This is a genomic window from Methylobacterium sp. J-048 (assembly GCF_022829515.1).
GTDB lineage: Bacteria > Pseudomonadota > Alphaproteobacteria > Rhizobiales > Beijerinckiaceae > Methylobacterium.
In genome coordinates this window covers 1-16,743 of record NZ_JAKSYL010000070.1, presented here as the reverse complement: position 1 = coordinate 16,743, position 16,743 = coordinate 1, and the positions used below count along the sequence as shown (strand labels likewise).

Genomic DNA, 16,743 nt, shown 5'->3' with positions numbered 1-16,743 from the left:
GACCATACCGCAGTCCTTCAGCCCATCCAACTCATCCACCAAGACAATGCCGGTAACGAAGCGTTGGCCCCGCGGCATCAAGAGCGTGGCAGAGGTCTCCACCCCGACGCTGCTGTAGCACCGCAGCCGCCCTTTGCGGCTCCGGTGCGCGCCGGATGTGCTACGCTCTCTCCTCCCCCTTGCGGGGAGGAGTTGGAGGTGGTGGTGGTGCAGAAGGCACCGCCGAGTCTCATCTGGAACCACCCCCACCCCTGACCCCTCCCCGCAAGGGGGAGGGGAGAGCGTGGTGTGGTGGTTCAGAGGCTTGGTGCCGAACCCTCCGGGTGGTCCTCTCCCCGCACAGGGGGCAGGGGCCGTGTTCTGACCTATTGGAGTGACGCCCATGAGTTTCGGGCTCGATGAGGATCGGACCGCGATCCGCGAGATGGCGCTCGGCTTCGCGGCCGAGCATATCGCGCCGCATGCCCTCGACTGGGACCGGGACAAGACCTTCCCGGTCGAGACCCTGCGGGCGGCCGCGGCGCTCGGCATGGCCGGCATCTACGTGCGCGAGGATGTCGGCGGCTCGGGCCTGTCGCGGCTCGACGCTGCCCTGATCTTCGAAGCGCTGAGCACCGGCTGCCCGACCGTGGCGGCGTTCCTGTCGATCCACAACATGTGCGCCTGGATGATCGACGCCTACGGCGACGCGGACCAGCGCCAAAGCTGGATCCCGGCCCTGATGGGCATGGAGACCATCGCCAGCTACTGCCTGACCGAGCCGGGCTCGGGCTCCGACGCGGCGGCCCTCCGCACCCGGGCCGAGCGCGACGGCGACGATTATGTGCTGACCGGCGAGAAGCAGTTCATCTCCGGCGCCGGCGTCAGCGACCTCTACATCTGCATGGTCCGCACCGGCGAGGCGGGGCCGAAGGGCATCTCGGCGATCGTGGTCGAGAAGGGGACGCCCGGCCTCTCCTTCGGCGCCGAAGAGCGCAAGATGGGCTGGAACGCGCAGCCGACCCGGGCCGTGCGGTTCGACGGTTGCCGCGTGCCGGTGGCCAACCGCCTCGGCGCGGAAGGCCAGGGCTTCCGCATCGCCATGAGCGGCCTCGACGGCGGCCGGCTCAACATCGCCGCCTGCGCGCTGGGCGGGGCCCAGTCGGCCCTCGACAAGACCCTGGCCTATATGGGCGACCGGCGCGCCTTCGGGTCCCGGCTCAGCGACTTCCAGGCGCTCCAGTTCCGGCTGGCTGACATGGCGACCGCCCTGGAGGTGTCGCGCACCTTCCTGCGCCACGCCGCAGCGGCGCTCGACGCCAAGGATCCCGCCGCCACCCAGCTCTGCGCCATGGCCAAGCGCCATGTGACGGATGCCGCCTTCGAGGTCGCCAACCAGGCCCTGCAGCTCCACGGCGGCTACGGCTATCTCGCCGAGTACGGAATCGAGAAGATCGTTCGCGACCTGCGCGTGCACCAGATCCTCGAAGGCACCAACGAGATCATGCGGGTGATCATCGCCCGCGCTCTGACCGGGGGACGCTGATGACCGATGTGATCGTCGAGCGCGTCGGCGCCCTAGGCCGCCTGCGCCTCGACCGGCCCAAGGCCCTGAACGCCCTGACCCACGGTATGGTCCTGGCGATCGACGGAGCCCTGAACCAGTTCTCGGCCGATCCCGGCATCGCGGCGGTGCTGCTCACCGGCGAGGGCGAGCGCGGCCTCTGCGCCGGCGGCGACCTGCGCGGCCTGTATGACAGCCCGGGCACCGCCTTCGCCGAAGCCTTCTGGCGGGACGAGTACCGGTTGGATTCCCGGATCGCGGCTTACGAAAAACCGTTCGTGGCGGTGATGGACGGCATCACCATGGGCGGCGGCGTCGGCCTCGCCGGGCATGCCGCCCACCGGGTCGTCACCGAGCGCTCGCGCGTCGCCATGCCGGAGACCGGCATCGGCTACCTGCCGGATGTCGGCGGCACCTGGCTGCTGCCGCGCGCACCAGGCCAGATCGGCACCTATCTCGGCCTGACCGGCGAGCCGGTCGCCGCCGCCGACGCGATGTTTTGCGGGCTCGCCGATCTGCTGGTGCCCACGCAGGCGCTCCCCGATCTGATCGACGCGCTGTCGGCCCTGCCGCCCGATGCCGGCGATGCGGGCGTGCGCGACGTGCTCGGCCGGCTGGCGCGCGATCCCGGCGAACCGCCCCTGGCGCAGCATCGCGAGACCATCGAACGCTGTTTCGGCTTCGACATGGTCGACGAGATCCTGTCGGCCCTGGCGGCGGACGGTTCCGACTTCGCGGCGGCGACCCGCAAGACCCTGCTGACCAAGTCCCCGTCGAGCCTGGTCCTGACGCTCTGCCTGCTGCGACTCGGCCGGCGCTCCCCCAACCTCGAAGCCTGCCTGGAGCGCGAGTTCCACGCCTCGCTGGCGCTGCTGGAGGAGGGCGATTTCCGCGAGGGCATCCGGGCGGCGGTGATCGACAAGGACAAGAGCCCGCGCTGGAACCCGCCGAGCCTCGACGCCGTCGACCCGGCTCGGATCGCAAGCTGGCTTGAGCCGCGCGCGGAGCCGGTGTTTTCTCAAGGCCGTACGGGGCCGGTGTGATGTGAGGCCGCCTCTCCCAACACCCACCTCATCCTGAGGTGCCCGGCGATCCATAGGATCGCTGGGCCTCGAAGGAGCTCTCCAGCCGCCGCGCGATCCCTGGAGCCCTCCTTCGAGGCGGCTTCGCCGCACCTCAGGATGAGGGGATGGTTGGGAGGGGCACTAACAAGCAAACGGGAGGAGTATGATGGCACAGACCATCGGGTTCATCGGTCTCGGCAACATGGGCGGCCCCATGGCGGCCAACCTCGTGAAGGCGGGTCATACCGTGCGCGGGTTCGACCTGGCGCCGGCCTCCCTGGAGACGGCTCGGGCGGGAGGGATCGCGGTCGCGGGTTCCGCCCTGGAAGCGGCCGAGGGCGCGGAGGTGGTGGTCACCATGCTGCCCGCCGGGCGGCACGTGGTCGAGGTCTGGACCCAGCTCGCCGATGCCCTGCCGACCGGCACCCTGCTGATCGATTCCTCGACGGTGGATGTCGAGAGCTCGCGCAAGGCCCACGACCTCGCCGAGGCGCGGGGCTGCCTGTCGGTCGATGCGCCGGTCTCCGGCGGGACCGGCGGCGCCAAGGCCGGGACGCTGACCTTCATGGCCGGCGGCACCGAGGCCGCCTTCGCCAAGGCTGAGCCCCTGCTGAAGGCCATGGGCAAGAACGTGTTCCATTGCGGCGCGGCCGGCGCCGGGCAAGCGGCCAAGATCTGCAACAACATGATCCTCGGGATCTCGATGATCGGCGTCAGCGAGGCCTTCGCACTGGGCGAGAAACTCGGCCTGTCGCACCAGGCGCTCTACGACGTCGCCTCGGTCTCCTCGGGCCAGTGCTGGTCGCTGACCACCTACTGCCCGGTGCCGGGCCCGGTGCCGACCTCGCCGGCCAATGCCGGCTACAAGCCGGGCTTCGCCGCCGCGCTGATGCTCAAGGACCTCCGGCTGGCGCAGGCCGCCGCCCTCGCCTCGGGGGCGGCGACACCGCTCGGCGCCGAGGCCGCGCAGATCTACGGGCTGTTCGAGGGCCTCGGCCACGGGGGAGAGGACTTTTCCGCGATCATCCGTATGCTTCGCGGTCCAGGGAGTGAGTCGTAATGGACGCCTACGAGACGATCCTGACGGAGACACGCGGGCGGGTCCTGCTCATCACCCTCAACCGCCCGAAGGCGCTCAACGCCATCAACGCGCAGCTCACCCGTGAGGTGATCCGGGCGGCGACCGAGGCGGATGCCGATCCGGGCATCGGCTGCATCGTCATCACCGGCTCGGCCAAGGCCTTCGCGGCCGGGGCCGACATCAAGGAGATGCAGCACGCGACCTATGCCGAGATGTATGCGCAAGACCGCTTCGCCGACTGGGAGCGGTTCACGGGGGTGCGCACGCCGATCATCGCCGCGGTGGCGGGCTACGCCCTCGGCGGCGGCTGCGAGCTGGCCATGATGTGCGACTTCATCCTGGCCGCCGACACGGCGCAGTTCGGCCAGCCCGAGATCAAGCTCGGCGTCATGCCGGGGATCGGCGGCAGCCAGCGGCTCACGCGGTTCGTCGGCAAGTCGAAAGCCATGGAGATGTGCCTGACCGGCCGGATGATGGATTCCGCCGAGGCCGAGCGCGCCGGCCTGGTCTCGCGGGTGATCCCGGCGGACCAGCTCCTCGACGAGGCGCTGAAGGCGGCCGAGACCATCGCATCCATGTCGCTGCCGATCGCCATGATGACCAAGGAGGCGGTCAACCGCTCGTACGAGACCACCCTCACCGAGGGCGTGCGCTTCGAGCGCCGGGTCTTCCACGCGATGTTCGCCACGCAGGACCAGAAGGAGGGCATGGCCGCGTTCGTGGAGAAGCGGCCGGCCCGGTTCGAGAACACCTGAGCGGGGCATGGGCGATGGACGTCCTGGACCGCGATAGCGAAGCCCGCTTCGAGATGGCTTTCCCGCGCGCGATCGTCGCCCAGAAGGCGCGCGGGCGGGAGGAGACCATCAACGAGCATCTCGTGAAGCTGCTGGCCTTCGACGTGGCCCCGGAGACGCGGGCGGTCTGGCGCAAGGAACTGCTCCGGCATTTCCGGTTCCTGGCGGCGCTGCGGGTCAAGCCCGGCGCGAGCCTGGTCCCGGCCCGGGACTGGTGGACCTGGCTCTATGCCGACCCGTTCGAGAATAACGAGACCGGCTACACCGCCGGCCTGATCGGGCTCAACGCCGACGACTTTCCCCGCAGCAGCCGCGCGGCGGAGGCGATCGCCGAGGAGATCCGCCATTTCCACGCCGGCATGGTGCAGCGGCTCGCGCGCGGTGAGGCCGGCGAGAACCTGATTCCCGCCTGAGGGCGGGAAGGGGCCGGGTCAGCCGGCCGAACAAGAACGACGGGGGAACGACCATGCCTAGCTTCCGGGAGGCCCGCGATCTGCTGCTGGCCCATCGCACCGATTACGCGGCGGCGGTTTCGACCTTCGCCTGGCCAGACCCGGTGCCGTTCAACTGGGCGCTCGACTGGTTCGACGCCGAGCTCGCCGGGCCCGAGAGCCGCGACCGCACCGCGCTCCACATCGTCGAGGCCGGCAGCGGCGCCGAGCAGAGCTTGACCTTCGGGCAGATCGCCAGCCGGTCCAACCAGGTCGCCAACCACCTGCGCGGGCTCGGGCTGAAGCGCGGAGACCACCTGCTCCTGCTGCTGGGCAATGTCCCGGCCCTGTGGGAGACCATGCTGGCGGCGATGAAGCTCGGGGCCGCGGTCATCCCGGCCACCACCCTGCTGACGGCGGACGAGCTCGCCGACCGTCTGGCCCGCGGCCGGCCGCGGGCGATCGTGGCCGGGCCGGAGCAGATCGGGCGCTTCGCCGGCCTGGAAACCGGCGGCGCGATCCGCATCGTCACCGGCGCGGCGACGCAGGGCTGGAGCGCCTACGACGACGTGCGCGGTGCCTCCGAGACCTTCACGCCCGACGGGCCGACCGCGGCCGACGACCCGCTGCTGCTCTACTTCACGTCCGGCACCACCGCGAAGCCGAAGCTGGTGCGCCACAGCCACCGCTCCTATCCGGTGGGCGCGCTTTCGACCATGTACTGGCTCGGGCTCCAGCCCGGGGACGTGCATTGCAACGTGTCCTCGCCCGGCTGGGCCAAGCACGCCTGGTCGTCGTTCTTCGCCCCCTGGAATGCCGGCGCGACCATCCTGGTGATCAACCAGGCGCCGTTCAACGCGGCCGCGCTGCTGGCGCAGCTGGAGCGCACCCGCGCCACTACGCTCTGCGCGCCGCCGACCGTGTGGAGGATGATCATCCAAGAGGACCTCACCGGCCGGTCGCTGGCCTTGCGCGAGGTCTGCGCCGCCGGCGAGCCCCTGAACCCCGAGGTGATCGAGCGCGTGAAGGACGCCTGGGGCGTCACGATCCGCGACGGTTACGGCCAGACCGAGACCACGGCCCTGATGGCCAACACACCCGGTCAGCCGGTGGTGCCCGGCGCCCTCGGCCGGCCGCTGCCAGGCTATCGCGTGCGCGTGCTCGACGCCGACGGGGAGCCGGCCAGCGAGGGCGAGGTCTGCCTGGAACTCGGGGCTCACCGCCCCGCCGGCCTGATGCAGGGCTACGACGACGGCGGCGGCAACCTGTCGGGGGCCGAGGGTTCGGTCTACCGCACCGGCGACGTCGCCTTCGTGGACGACCAGGGCTGCTATACCTTCGTCGGCCGCGCCGACGACGTGTTCAAGTCGTCCGGCTACCGCATCAGCCCGTTCGAGCTGGAGAGCGTGCTGATCGAACATCCGGCCGTGGCCGAGGCCGCGGTGGTGCCGATCCCCGATCCGATGCGCCACACGATCCCGAAGGCCTATGTCTCGCTGGTGGCCGGCGCCTCGGCCGGCCCGGAGACGGCGCTCGACATCTTCCGCTTCACCAATGCCCGGCTGGCGACGTTTAAGCGGCTGCGCGGGCTCGAATTCGTCACCGAGCTGCCCAAGACTATCTCGGGCAAGATCCGCCGGGTGCAGCTGCGCCGGCTGGAGCATGACGGCGTGACCGAGGATCCGCACCGGGGCCGGGCCTACACGCAGGCTGACTTTCCGGAGCTGAAAGGCGAGACGGAGCGCAAGCTCGACCAGACGGCGGGGTGATAGAGGCCGTCGATCCGGCTTCCGCATAGCCAGATCGACGGCCGTTCCGGGCGGGTGCGAGCCCCTTGCCGTCGCGGCGGGCAGCCCTCAGGTTATCGTAACCGGAACGCTGGGGAATCAGGGCCGATGGCCGACACGTCCGCTCCCGGGTCGCTCGATATTGCCGAGCAGGTCACGCGGGTGCTGCGCGCGATCGAGGAGTCCCAGAAATTCGTGGCCGAGCAGAAGAAGCTGATGGCCGAAGCGGCGAAGCTGGAGCGCGACCGTGCCCTCGCCCCATGGCAGATCGGCCTCGCTGGGATGGCGGCCGGTGCCGCCTTCTTCGGGGCTGGTGCCGCCTTCGTGAAGCTGCTCGGCTCCTGAAGGAACGATCAAGGTTTCCGCTTCCCCAACCCGATGATGCGCATTCGCCGGGGTTCTCAAGCCGCCCGTCGACGTTGTCGCGCTAGAGCCCGCCGCCGCGGGCGAATCGATAAAATTGCGCCGATCTGCTTCAGCGCCGCGGAGGCTCTGCGGCGCAATCCTGTCCTCAACAACGAGGACGGGTTCGATGGGCGCGGGGCTTCTCAAGACGGTTCGGGTGACGCTCGTCGGCGCGCTGGTGCTGCTCGGCCTCGCGGTGACCGCCGAGGCCCAGACCCTGGCGAGCCTGCCGCCTGAATCCGGCGCCAAGGTGCTCGGTGATGCCCGCCCGATCGCGGCCTGGGTGACGTTCTGCCAGTCCTATGCGGCGGAATGCGCGGTGGACCGGAACGAGCCGGCTCGCATCAGCCTCACCCCGGCGATCTGGGCGACGATCGTCTCGATCAACCGTCGGGTGAACAAGTCGGTCGAGCCGATGACCGACATGGAGCACCTCCACGTCGCCGACCGCTGGGACCTCGCCGAGGACGGCATCGGCGATTGCGAGGATTTCCAGTTGCTCAAGCGCCACCTGCTGGCCGAGGCCGGCCTGCCCCGGCGGGCGATGCGCATGACCGTGGTGATCGACGAGAAGGGCGAGGGCCACGCGGTGCTCACCCTGATCACCGACCGGGGCGACCTGATCCTCGACAACAAGACCAGCGTGATCGAGGCCTGGCACAAGACCGGCTACGTGTTCATCAAGCGCGAGAGCCAGGACGCCACGGCGTGGGTCTCGCTCGGCGGCGTCACCTCGCCGGTCACCACGGCGAACCGTTGATCCGGTCTTCAGCTTGCGACAGCATGGTCCGGGTTTCCAAAGAGCCCGAGACCCAGCCCTTTCAAGATGTTTGGATTGGGTCGCGTTCGGGACGTTTCGCCGATGGGTTCACACGTCTCAACTTGACGCCAACGCTTTGAAAAATTGACGCTTTCCCCGCCCCCTTGCGGGGAGGGGTCAGGGGTGGGGGTGGTGCAGAACGGGGCGCAGCGGTGCCTTCTGAACCCCCCCCACCTCCAGCTCCTCCCCGCAAGGGGGAGGAGAGCGCGTCGCGTCTCGCTTGAATTGCTGCGCCAAACACCTTGAAAGGGCTGGGCCCAAGGCCCTCTGGCGAGGTTCGGGACAGCGTTCCGAGGAATCCCGTTCAGGCGGCGCGGCTGAGCGAGGGCTGGGCGAGGTTCGCCACGAAAGTCTCGACCCGGCCAATGAAGCCGGCGAGGTGCGGGGCGATGCCCCGGAGGCTGGCGAGGTCGCGGACCAGGATGTCGCGCGACAGGGCGCGGTCGCCTTCGGTGGGCGAGCCGGCCAGATAGGCTTCCACGGCGTGCTCGGCGATGCCGATAGCACCGGCCCGACCATCCTCGGCGAGCGCTCTGATCACCTGCTGGATGGCGGGCTGCATCGTGAAATCCTTCTCTGGCCTGGGGCGATCCCACGCGGGGATGGCCGGGTTCTTGCGAAATGACGGATCCACCCGCGAATCCACGCGCGAGCGGCCCCTGTCTCAAGCCGGCAAAGCTGGTTTGGATCAAGCTCTTCCGTGAGCAGGCAGAGCGGCCATTCCGTCAGCGCATGCGCAGCGCTTCAGCAACGTGGATGCAACACCGGCGAAAAGTGGAACCGATCGAGCGCCTTGGGCGTTAGTTCTCCCATTTGCGTCATTGTGCGTTGCACGCCTGCGTGTCACCTTCCCGTCATCATCGGTCGATGGGGCGTGATCCATGCGGCACGCGGATGGTGGGATTCCGGCTCTCGCGCTCCTTGCGCCGCACTGGCGCGGATGGTCGATGCCGCTGCGCCGAGCCCGTCAGGCCGCGAGCCTCGCCCTGGTCGGCACGATCCTGATGCTGGGCGGCGCCAACACCCACGCCCATGCCCGCCTGACCCTGCCCGAGGGCGCGACCGCCCCCGAGGCCAACGGCCCGATCGGTGCGATCACCGGCTGGACTGAGTTCTGCGGACGCAGGCCGGAGGAATGTACGCTCGATACCGCGGAGCCGGTGGCGATCCCGCTGACCGTCGCCGTGTGGCGGACGCTGCGCAGCGTCAACCGTCGGGTTAACGCCCGCATCCGGCCGATCACCGACCAGGCGCATTGGGGCGTCGTCGACCGCTGGGACTTTCCCGATGACGGGTTCGGCGATTGCGAGGATTACCAGCTGCTCAAGCGGCGGATGCTGGCCGAGCGCGGCCTGCCCCGGCGGGCCCTGCTGATGACGGTGGTGATCGACGAGACCAATGCCGGTCACGCGGTGCTGACGGTCCGCACCGACCGGGGCGACTTCATCCTCGACAACAAGATCGACGCGATCCGCCCCTGGCGGCGCACCGGCTACAGCTTCATCAAGCGCGCGGGCCAGGACGGCGAGGCCTGGGTGTCGCTGGAGGGCCGGGATGGGGCAGCCCAGGTGGCGACCGCGGAGCCGTGAGACGTCCTACGCGCCGACCAGCATCGCCGCGAGATCCAGGGCGACCCGGCCGGAGAGCAGGCCCCAGCCGCAGGCGATCACGGTCGCCAGCATCACGAACGGCATCGGCCGGCCCTCGATCTTACGGCCGCGCAGGGTATTGCGCAGGATGATGAACGGGGCCGAGAAGGCCAGCATCGGCAGGGCCGCCACCGCCGGCAGGCCGCCCCGCTCCAGCAGGCTGAAGCTCGCGCGTCGCGCGGCGAACAGCTCGAAGGCGCTCGCGATCAGCCCGGACAGCGCGAGGCCGATGCAAAGGGTCCGGATCGATTCGAGGGCGGCGGGCGTGAGGACCATTATTCGCGCTCCTGAACAGGCTGCGCGCAGTTTAGCCACACGATTTACTGATTGTTAAGCAATCCCACGGGTTAGCGTTAACCCATACACAGGCGCGGGCCGGTGGAACCCGGCCCGCGTCGTGTGCCTCAGGCCTCTTCCTCGAGGTCGATGTCGAGGATCGCCATGCGGAAGACGAAGGAATCGTCGCCGTCCTCCTTGTCGTCGGCGATGACGCCGATCGACTCCTCGCCGATGAACACCTCGGCGGAATCGCCGGTTTTCATCGCGGTCAGGCGGATGCTGTTGTTGGCGAACTTGCGGCGCAAGTAGTCCTGCAATTTCGCGGTCTCGGCTTTGGTCACGCTGTCTGGCCTCCCATGGCGACGATGACGTTGCGGCGCTGGCGCCCGGATCGGCGGAGGGCTTGCCACGCAAGCGGCGGAGCGGCAAGCGCGGCCGCGTCGGGATCAGATCCCGTCGCCCACATGGATGAACTGGTCGAGGGCCACCAGCTGGTCCATGGCCCGGGCCGGATCGTCGCAGCCGGCGGTGCCGACGACGCGGGCCGGCACGCCGACCACCGTGGTGTTGGCCGGGACCGGCCGCAGCACCACCGAGCCTGCCGCCACCCGGGCGCAGGCGCCGACCTCGATATTGCCCAGGATCTTGGCGCCGGCGCCGATCATCACGCCGCGGCGGATCTTGGGATGGCGGTCGCCGCGCTGCTTGCCGGTTCCGCCGAGCGTCACCCCGTGGAGGATCGACACGTCGTCCTCGATCACCGCGGTCGAGCCGACCACGAGGCCGGTGGCGTGGTCGAGGAACACGCCCCGGCCGATGCGGGCGGCCGGGTGAATATCGCACTGGAACACCTCGGAGACCCGGCTCTGCAGGTAGAGCGCGAGGTCGCGCCGGCCCCGGGTCCAGACGTGGTGGGCGAGGCGGTAGGCCTGGAGCGCGTGAAAGCCCTTGAAGTACAGGACCGGCTCCAGCGCCCGCAGGGTCGCGGGATCCCGGTCGATCACGGCGCCGATATCGGCGCGGAACGCCTGCCCGATGGCGGGATCGGCCGCGATCGCCTCGTGGAAGGCGTGGGCGACCAGCTCGGCCGGCAGCGACGGGTGTCCCAGCCGGGCCGCGACCCGGTGGGCGACCGCGCCTTCCAAGGTGGCGTGGTTCAGGATCGTGGCGACGATGAAGGAGGCGAGCTGGGGCTCGGTGCGCAGCACATCCTCGGCCTCGGCGCGCAGCCGCGACCAGACCGGATCGCAGACCGCGAGGTCGCCCGCGTCGCGGTCGAAGGCTGGGCGGAGGGCTGGGCTGGCACTCATGGACGGTGGCTCATGATCGAACTGTCTGGCTCGCTGTTCCGACGGCGGATCCGGCCCCGTCGCCTATTCCGGCCGGGCGCTGCAGCGAAGCTCTGGCACGGCGACAGGCGAGGTGAAGGACCCCGCCGTCGCGGGGCATCCTAGCACATCGTCCTACAGGCGAAGCCATGCGCAAGGCGCTTGGTCTCATGCATCGTGCGTTCCGAAACTTGGCGGACCCGGGCGAGACGATGCCATAGCGTGGTGCGCCGCACCACATCGATCAAGGGTCAAGCGGCCGAGGGAGATGCCGCACCGGCGTCGCTGTCACCGGTTCCGGAGGTCGCTCAGCCGGCGACGACCGCCTCGCCGAACCGCGCCTCGATCGCCGCGACGAGCCGATCGACCATGGTCTGGAGCGGGATGTCGGAGGTGTCGACCGTGGCCGAAGCCCGGGCGTAAAGCGGCTCCCGGCTCGCCAGCACGGCGCGCAGTTCCTGCATCGCCGAGGCATGGTCGCCGGTGGTGGCCAAGTGCCCCTGCTCGCGGACGCGGCTCATATGCTCCTCGGGCCGGGCGCGGAGCCAGATCGTGTAGAACGCTTGGAGCAGCAGGTCGTAGGTCAGCGGCTCGGCCACGATGCCGCCGCTGGTTGCCAGGATCAGCGGGCCCGGATGCTCGGTGAGGCGGCGGAGCGCCGCCTGCTCCAGCCGGCGGTAGCCCTCCTGGCCGTAGATCGCGAAGATCTCCTGCACCGAGAGCGCGTTCTCACGCTCGATCTCGGCGTTCAGCTCGACGAAGGTCCAGCCCAGGCGCTCGGCCGCGAGCTTGCCCAGGGTCGACTTGCCGGCGCCGCGCAGGCCGATCAGCGCCACGCGCAGGCGGCCGCTCGATTCCTGTCGGCTGCCGCCGGACAAGGCCTCCTTGGCGGCAGCGATCTGGGCCGGATTCGCCTGGCCGAGGAGATCGCGCACCACCGGCCAGTCGGGCAGGCCGTCATTGCCGGTGATCAGGTCGTCGAGGCGCACGCCCATGGCGTTGGCGACCCGCCGCAGCAGGATGATCGAGACGTTGCCCTGCCCGCCCTCGAGCTGCGCGATGTAGCGCTCGGAGAGACCCGAGGTCTGGGACAGCACCTTGCGCGACAGACCGCGCACGGTGCGCGCGTGCCTGACGCGGCGCCCGAGATCCGTGAGAAAGAGCGATTCCTGTTCCAACACGCCGGTCATGGCGTCGTCCGCTTTCCTGCCAGCCCGAAAGCAGAGTGCTTGCCCTGCATGTCTGCCACTTCAAGATGAATTCTGATACGCACCCGCGGATCGCGCAGGTGCCGCCCGACTGTTCGTACGAAGCCCGGCGTGTCCTGCCCTGAAATCTGTATTGCGCCGCCTGTGCCCGGCGGCTTCGACCGATCGACGGGCCATTGCCGCGTCGATCCAACCCTGGTGCTGGCGTGGCGCCTATGTGTTGCGGAACGGCCCGGTGGTCAAGCCTTGTGCATGATCCTCGTGTGGGCAGAGGTGGGACAAGCGCTGGTTGTCCAGCCTCGCGCGACGTCACTCGACCGGGATGGCCGTGGCCTCACGGACGGGGGTGGCGGCAGCGTGGGCGCGGCGCGGCGTGGCTGCGGCCAGCAACTGGATCGACGGCCGGCGCGGCGGCAGCGGCACCTCGACCGCTTCGGTGACCGGGGCCGCGGCGGCCGCGGGGGTCATCGGGGTGGCCTCGGGCTGGGGTGACAGGCGCAGCTCGGCGAGCTGGGCCGGGGCGGCCTCCGCGACGGCGCTGCCGAGGCCGGCCGGGCGGCGCGGCGGCAGCGGCACCTCCACGGCTTCGGCCGAGGCCATCTGCACGGCCGGGCTCGCGGTTGCTGCGGCTGGCTCGACCGTGAGGCTCGCATATTCGATCGCGCCGCTGAGAGCGGAGGGACGCCGGGGCGGGAGCGGGACCTCGACCGTCTCGGTCGGCACCGCCGCCACTGCGGGGGCGGTCGGCGCATAGGCCAGGGCCGCCGAAGCGGCGGTGGAATCGCTGACGCCGCCGCCGAACAGGCTCGCCAGGGCGCTGGCCGAAGCCGCCACGGGGGCCACCACCGAGGCGACCTCGCTGGAGATGCCCTGGCGCTTGGCCGCGTAGTAATAGCCACGGTTGTAGTAGTGGTAGGCTTGGCTGACGTTGCCCTGAGCGGTGCGATAGGCCCCCGCCAGGTAGGCGACGCCGTAGCGCAGGTTGGTCGCCGGATCGAGTAGCCCCGCGGCGTCGCCGGTATAGCCGAGGCTGCGCGCCGTCGCGTGCTTGATCTGCATCAGGCCGAGGGCGCTGCCGCCCTTCGCCCGCGGATTGTAGTTGCTCTCGCGCTTGACCACCGCGTGGACGAAGCTCGCCGGGACACCGTTCGCCTTGGCCTGCTGCTCGATCAGCGCGTCGATGTTGTCGTGCGCGCTCTGCCCGAAGGCGGCGACGGGCACGACCGCGAGAGCGGCAGCCAGGAAGAGGCGATGCATTCCGAGACCCGGTCCTGCTTGTTCTGTGGTCAAGCTAGGTCGCCGGGAAATGAGGCCGGAAAGCGGCCCGGATTCGACGGCCTGTGGGCGACGGGGATGTCGGGCGCGTCTGTGCCTCGTGGGCCACAGGTACGCGCCGTCCGGTTAACCATCCTGGTTATCCACAGGGCGCTGCTTTCGGGGGCGGTCAGGGCAGGATGAAGCGCGCGACGCCGTGGGCGAAGCCGTCGGCGTCATTGCCGTCGGTCACGGCGCTGGCGGCGGCCTTCACGCTCGCCTCGGCATTGCCCATTGCCACCGAGAAACCGCTGCGCGCGAACATCGGCCGATCGTTGCCGGCATCCCCGAAGGTCGCGATCCGCTCGGCCGGGATGCCGAGATGGCGGCTCATCCAGGTCACGAACCGGCCCTTGTCGAGCCCGGGGGGCGTGACGTCGAGGTAATAGGCCTGCGAGCGGTGCACGGTGGCGCGGTCGGCCAGCGCCGCGCCGATCCGGGCCTCGCAGGCGGCGAGATGGGCGTGGTCGCGGCTGACCCCGACGATCTTCGAGGCCACGCCCATCAGCGTGCCGAGATCGGCCACCACGCGCGGCTCCGCGCCGATCGTCCGGCGCTCGAGATCGGCGTAGGGGCCGTCCGGGTCGCGCAGGCACCAGGCCCCCTCGGCGAACACCCAGACGTCGAGGTTCTCGGCCTCGAGGCGCTCCAGCGCCGCCCGCGCGGCGGCTTCCGGGATCAGCTGTTCCTCGATGATCGAGAGGTCAGGCCCGACCACGCTCGCACCGTTGAAGGCCCCCATCGGCAAGTCGAGGCCGAGCTCGGCGATCAGCCCCTTCAAACCGATCGGCGGGCGGGCCGAAGCGATGCTGAAGCCGATCCCGGCCACGCGCAGTCGCTTCACCGCAGCGATGGTCGAGGCGGCGAGCTGCTTGTCGCCGGTCACCAGCGTGCCGTCGACATCGGAGATGACCAGGGCGATCCCGGTCGCCTTGCGCGCGTCTGCAGCCATGGCTCAGCTCCGTCCGGCTTGTATGCGGGTTTCTTCGGCGATCTGTGCCACGACCCGGTCGGCGATGGCCTCCGGCGGCGCGTCGATCCCGACCGTGATCGGGTGCTCGTCGGGGCCCGGGATTTCCAGGGTCGCGAACTGGCTGTCCAGCAGCCGGGGCGACATGAAATGGCCGTGGCGCTCGGCGAGGCGCCGGGCGACCAGGGTCCTGCCGCCGTCCAGGTAGACGATGCGGACGCGCCGACTCCCGCGGGTGAGCACGTCCCGGTACGCCCGGCGCAGGGCCGAGCAGACCACCACGCCGGATTCCCCGGCCTCCAGCCGATGCTGGATCCAGACCGCGATCCGGGCGAGCCAGGGGGCACGGTCCTCGTCGTCCAGGGCGTGGCCGGCATGCATCTTGGCCACGTGCTCGGGGGTGTGGAAGCTGTCGCCGTCCACGAAGATCCAGCCGAGCCGCTCGGCGATCAGCGCGCCGATGGTGCTCTTGCCGGAGCCCGAAACGCCCATGACCACGAGAACCTGCGCTGCGCGCGCGGCCACTCCCGCCTCGTTCTGCATCCGCCCATCCGACATCGTCCGGACCACCGTGCTCCGGGGCGCATCCGCGCGCCGCAGGCTCCATCAATAGGAGCGGCGACCCGGAAGGAAAGGTTTCTGGGGAACAGCGGCTCCGCCTCGACATCCCGGGGAACTTCGGGTGCGGGCACCACGTTCTCCCATGCGAAGACGGAACATTTCAGGAACGAGAGTCCCATGGCCAAGGCAGCCGACAAGCACGACACGACCCAGGAGAACCCGAAAACCGATCCGAAGGACGTGTCGAACCAGATCAAGGATCCGGATCAGTGGACCACCGGCGGCGAGCCGATGACCGGCGCGCAGGCCTCGTACCTCAAGACCCTGTCGGAAGAGGCCAAGGAGCCGGAGGCGTTCGACGCTGACATCGACAAGGCGGAAGCCTCCAAGCGGATCGACGATCTGCGGCACAAGGCCGGCCACGCCTGAGCCCTTCAAGGGACCCGCAATTCGGGCGGGTCCTGTCCTCGGTTGATGCGTCCGCAAGGGCCGGGGCCTTTCCAGGTCTCGGCCCTTCGTCGTTTCGCCTGCGTAAAGACCGAGTTTCGAGGATTCCATTAAGTCGGCGGCAATGGGAGCGGCGCCAAATGGAGCCCCCGCGCCGAGGCCGACCGGGGGCGGCGGATGTCGGAGTCACGGATGGCTGAGCCGAGCTGCGACAGGTCTGGGACTGCCTCCGGACGATCCCGCCTCAGCGTATCCGGCTGCGCCCAACGGACTGCGTCCCGGGCCTGGCGGTTCGCTTCGGATGCGCGCGGCTCCACGGCGATGGAATACGCCATGATCGGCGCCCTGATCTTCGTGGTCGCCGCCGGCAGTATCCGGTACTACGGCTCCCGGATGGTCCCGATCTACAATCAGATCAGCAGCGCGGTGACCCAGGCCAATTGAGTCCAGTCGCCCGGCGCCCCGCTCCCGGTGCGAACTGGATTATTATTTGCGGTCTGCCCCGAAAAAGCTGTGCTTAGCGAGGATGAAACCGCTCTCTCGCCCGTCGCGGGCGCAGTGTGGCCCACCCGCTACGGACACCCTAGCCGCTATGGGCTAGGCACGGGCTCGGCAAAACCGATGGGCAACATCTGGATGCGCAAACTTCCCCTTGCTCTGCTCGCCATGACGGCGATGTCGGGCTGCACGTATCTGCCCGCGGCGGGGCCGACGGCGAGCGCGATCGAGGCGGGCGCGGAAGTCGCGACCGCCGACGGCGGCGTGCTCGCCCGCTACGAGATCATCGATGTCACCCCGCCCGTGATCGAAGCCCTGCGCGGACGCCCGCTGGACAGCCTGCTCGCCTCGTTCGGCGACCACCGCCCCTCCACCGAGCCGGTGATCGGCGTCGGCGACATGGTCTCGGTCTCGGTCTGGGAAGCCGGCTCCGGCGGCCTGTTCTCCGGGCCGCTGGTCGCCGACCGGTTCTCCGCCGGCTCCAAATCCGCCCTCATCCCCGAGCAGCCGGTCGGCCGCGACGGCGCGATCTCGGTGCCCTATGCCGGGCGCATCAAGGTCGCA

19 protein-coding genes and 1 pseudogene are annotated in these 16,743 nt (G+C 69.8%); 12 read left to right on the top strand and 8 right to left on the bottom strand.

What is annotated here, in order from left to right; all coding sequences use genetic code 11:
• The first annotated feature begins 382 nt into the window (after positions 1-382).
• The 8 genes from MKL09_RS04015 (at position 383) to MKL09_RS03980 (ending at position 7,865) form a co-directional block, all read left to right on the top strand.
• Positions 383-1,525, top strand: a complete 1,143-nt coding sequence (locus MKL09_RS04015) for an isobutyryl-CoA dehydrogenase (RefSeq protein ID WP_244018171.1) — start codon at positions 383-385, stop codon at positions 1,523-1,525.
• Complete coding sequence (locus MKL09_RS04010) at positions 1,525-2,586, top strand: enoyl-CoA hydratase/isomerase family protein (protein WP_244018169.1); 1,062 nt, start codon at positions 1,525-1,527, stop codon at positions 2,584-2,586. Before MKL09_RS04015 ends, MKL09_RS04010 begins: the two co-directional genes overlap by 1 nt.
• 187 nt (positions 2,587-2,773) lie before the next feature.
• Entirely contained in the window at positions 2,774-3,667 is an 894-nt protein-coding gene (gene mmsB / locus MKL09_RS04005) for a 3-hydroxyisobutyrate dehydrogenase (protein WP_244018167.1), read from the top strand.
• A complete protein-coding gene (locus tag MKL09_RS04000; RefSeq protein ID WP_244018164.1) occupies positions 3,667-4,443 on the top strand; it encodes an enoyl-CoA hydratase in 777 nt (258 codons plus the stop codon). Before mmsB ends, MKL09_RS04000 begins: the two co-directional genes overlap by 1 nt.
• 14 nt (positions 4,444-4,457) lie before the next feature.
• A complete protein-coding gene (locus MKL09_RS03995; protein ID WP_244018162.1) occupies positions 4,458-4,895 on the top strand; it encodes a hypothetical protein in 438 nt (145 codons plus the stop codon).
• A gap of 53 nt (positions 4,896-4,948) precedes the next feature.
• Entirely contained in the window at positions 4,949-6,682 is a 1,734-nt protein-coding gene (locus tag MKL09_RS03990) for an AMP-binding protein (RefSeq protein WP_244018160.1), read from the top strand.
• A 126-nt stretch (positions 6,683-6,808) separates the two neighbouring features.
• Complete coding sequence (locus tag MKL09_RS03985) at positions 6,809-7,045, top strand: hypothetical protein (RefSeq protein WP_244018158.1); 237 nt, start codon at positions 6,809-6,811, stop codon at positions 7,043-7,045.
• A gap of 187 nt (positions 7,046-7,232) precedes the next feature.
• A complete protein-coding gene (locus MKL09_RS03980; protein WP_244018157.1) occupies positions 7,233-7,865 on the top strand; it encodes a transglutaminase-like cysteine peptidase in 633 nt (210 codons plus the stop codon).
• Positions 7,866-8,229: 364 nt separating this feature from the next.
• On the opposite strand, the gene MKL09_RS03975 is transcribed toward MKL09_RS03980, so the two are convergent.
• Positions 8,230-8,487, bottom strand: a complete 258-nt coding sequence (locus tag MKL09_RS03975; protein WP_007565945.1) for a hypothetical protein — start codon at positions 8,485-8,487, stop codon at positions 8,230-8,232.
• 385 nt (positions 8,488-8,872) lie between these two features.
• On the opposite strand from MKL09_RS03975, the gene MKL09_RS03970 reads away from it, so the two are divergent.
• Positions 8,873-9,514: a transglutaminase-like cysteine peptidase gene (locus MKL09_RS03970; protein WP_409566898.1), complete on the top strand. Its 642-nt coding sequence runs from the start codon at positions 8,873-8,875 to the stop codon at positions 9,512-9,514.
• 6 nt (positions 9,515-9,520) lie between these two features.
• Here MKL09_RS03970 and MKL09_RS03965 read toward each other — a convergent pair whose 3' ends face one another.
• The 7 genes and pseudogenes from MKL09_RS03965 to MKL09_RS03935 all read right to left on the bottom strand — a co-directional run bounded on the left by MKL09_RS03965 (position 9,521) and on the right by MKL09_RS03935 (position 15,216).
• Positions 9,521-9,850 (bottom strand): DUF6949 family protein, encoded by a 330-nt coding sequence (locus MKL09_RS03965; protein WP_007565941.1) that lies wholly within the window; start codon positions 9,848-9,850, stop codon positions 9,521-9,523.
• A 128-nt stretch (positions 9,851-9,978) separates the two neighbouring features.
• Positions 9,979-10,194, bottom strand: coding sequence for a DUF3126 family protein (locus tag MKL09_RS03960; protein ID WP_244018155.1), 216 nt, complete (start codon positions 10,192-10,194; stop codon positions 9,979-9,981).
• 105 nt (positions 10,195-10,299) lie between these two features.
• Positions 10,300-11,163, bottom strand: a complete 864-nt coding sequence (gene cysE, locus MKL09_RS03955; RefSeq protein ID WP_244018154.1) for a serine O-acetyltransferase — start codon at positions 11,161-11,163, stop codon at positions 10,300-10,302.
• Between the two features lie 326 nt (positions 11,164-11,489).
• Positions 11,490-12,386 (bottom strand): annotated as a pseudogene (locus MKL09_RS03950) (helix-turn-helix transcriptional regulator); the annotation flags it as partial.
• Positions 12,387-12,698: 312 nt separating this feature from the next.
• Positions 12,699-13,646, bottom strand: coding sequence for a transglycosylase SLT domain-containing protein (locus MKL09_RS03945; RefSeq protein WP_244018152.1), 948 nt, complete (start codon positions 13,644-13,646; stop codon positions 12,699-12,701).
• A gap of 187 nt (positions 13,647-13,833) precedes the next feature.
• A complete protein-coding gene (locus MKL09_RS03940) occupies positions 13,834-14,655 on the bottom strand; it encodes a Cof-type HAD-IIB family hydrolase (RefSeq protein WP_244018151.1) in 822 nt (273 codons plus the stop codon).
• A 3-nt stretch (positions 14,656-14,658) separates the two neighbouring features.
• Positions 14,659-15,216, bottom strand: a complete 558-nt coding sequence (locus MKL09_RS03935) for a gluconokinase (protein WP_244018150.1) — start codon at positions 15,214-15,216, stop codon at positions 14,659-14,661.
• 195 nt (positions 15,217-15,411) lie between these two features.
• Between MKL09_RS03935 and MKL09_RS03930 the strand changes: the two genes are divergently transcribed.
• From MKL09_RS03930 to MKL09_RS03920, 3 genes are all read left to right on the top strand, one after another.
• Positions 15,412-15,663 (top strand): DUF3072 domain-containing protein, encoded by a 252-nt coding sequence (locus MKL09_RS03930; RefSeq protein ID WP_244018149.1) that lies wholly within the window; start codon positions 15,412-15,414, stop codon positions 15,661-15,663.
• Positions 15,664-15,873: 210 nt separating this feature from the next.
• Complete coding sequence (locus MKL09_RS03925; protein ID WP_244018147.1) at positions 15,874-16,125, top strand: Flp family type IVb pilin; 252 nt, start codon at positions 15,874-15,876, stop codon at positions 16,123-16,125.
• 192 nt (positions 16,126-16,317) lie between these two features.
• On the top strand, positions 16,318-16,743 hold a 426-nt coding region (locus MKL09_RS03920), incomplete at its 3' end, for a polysaccharide biosynthesis/export family protein (RefSeq protein WP_244018145.1).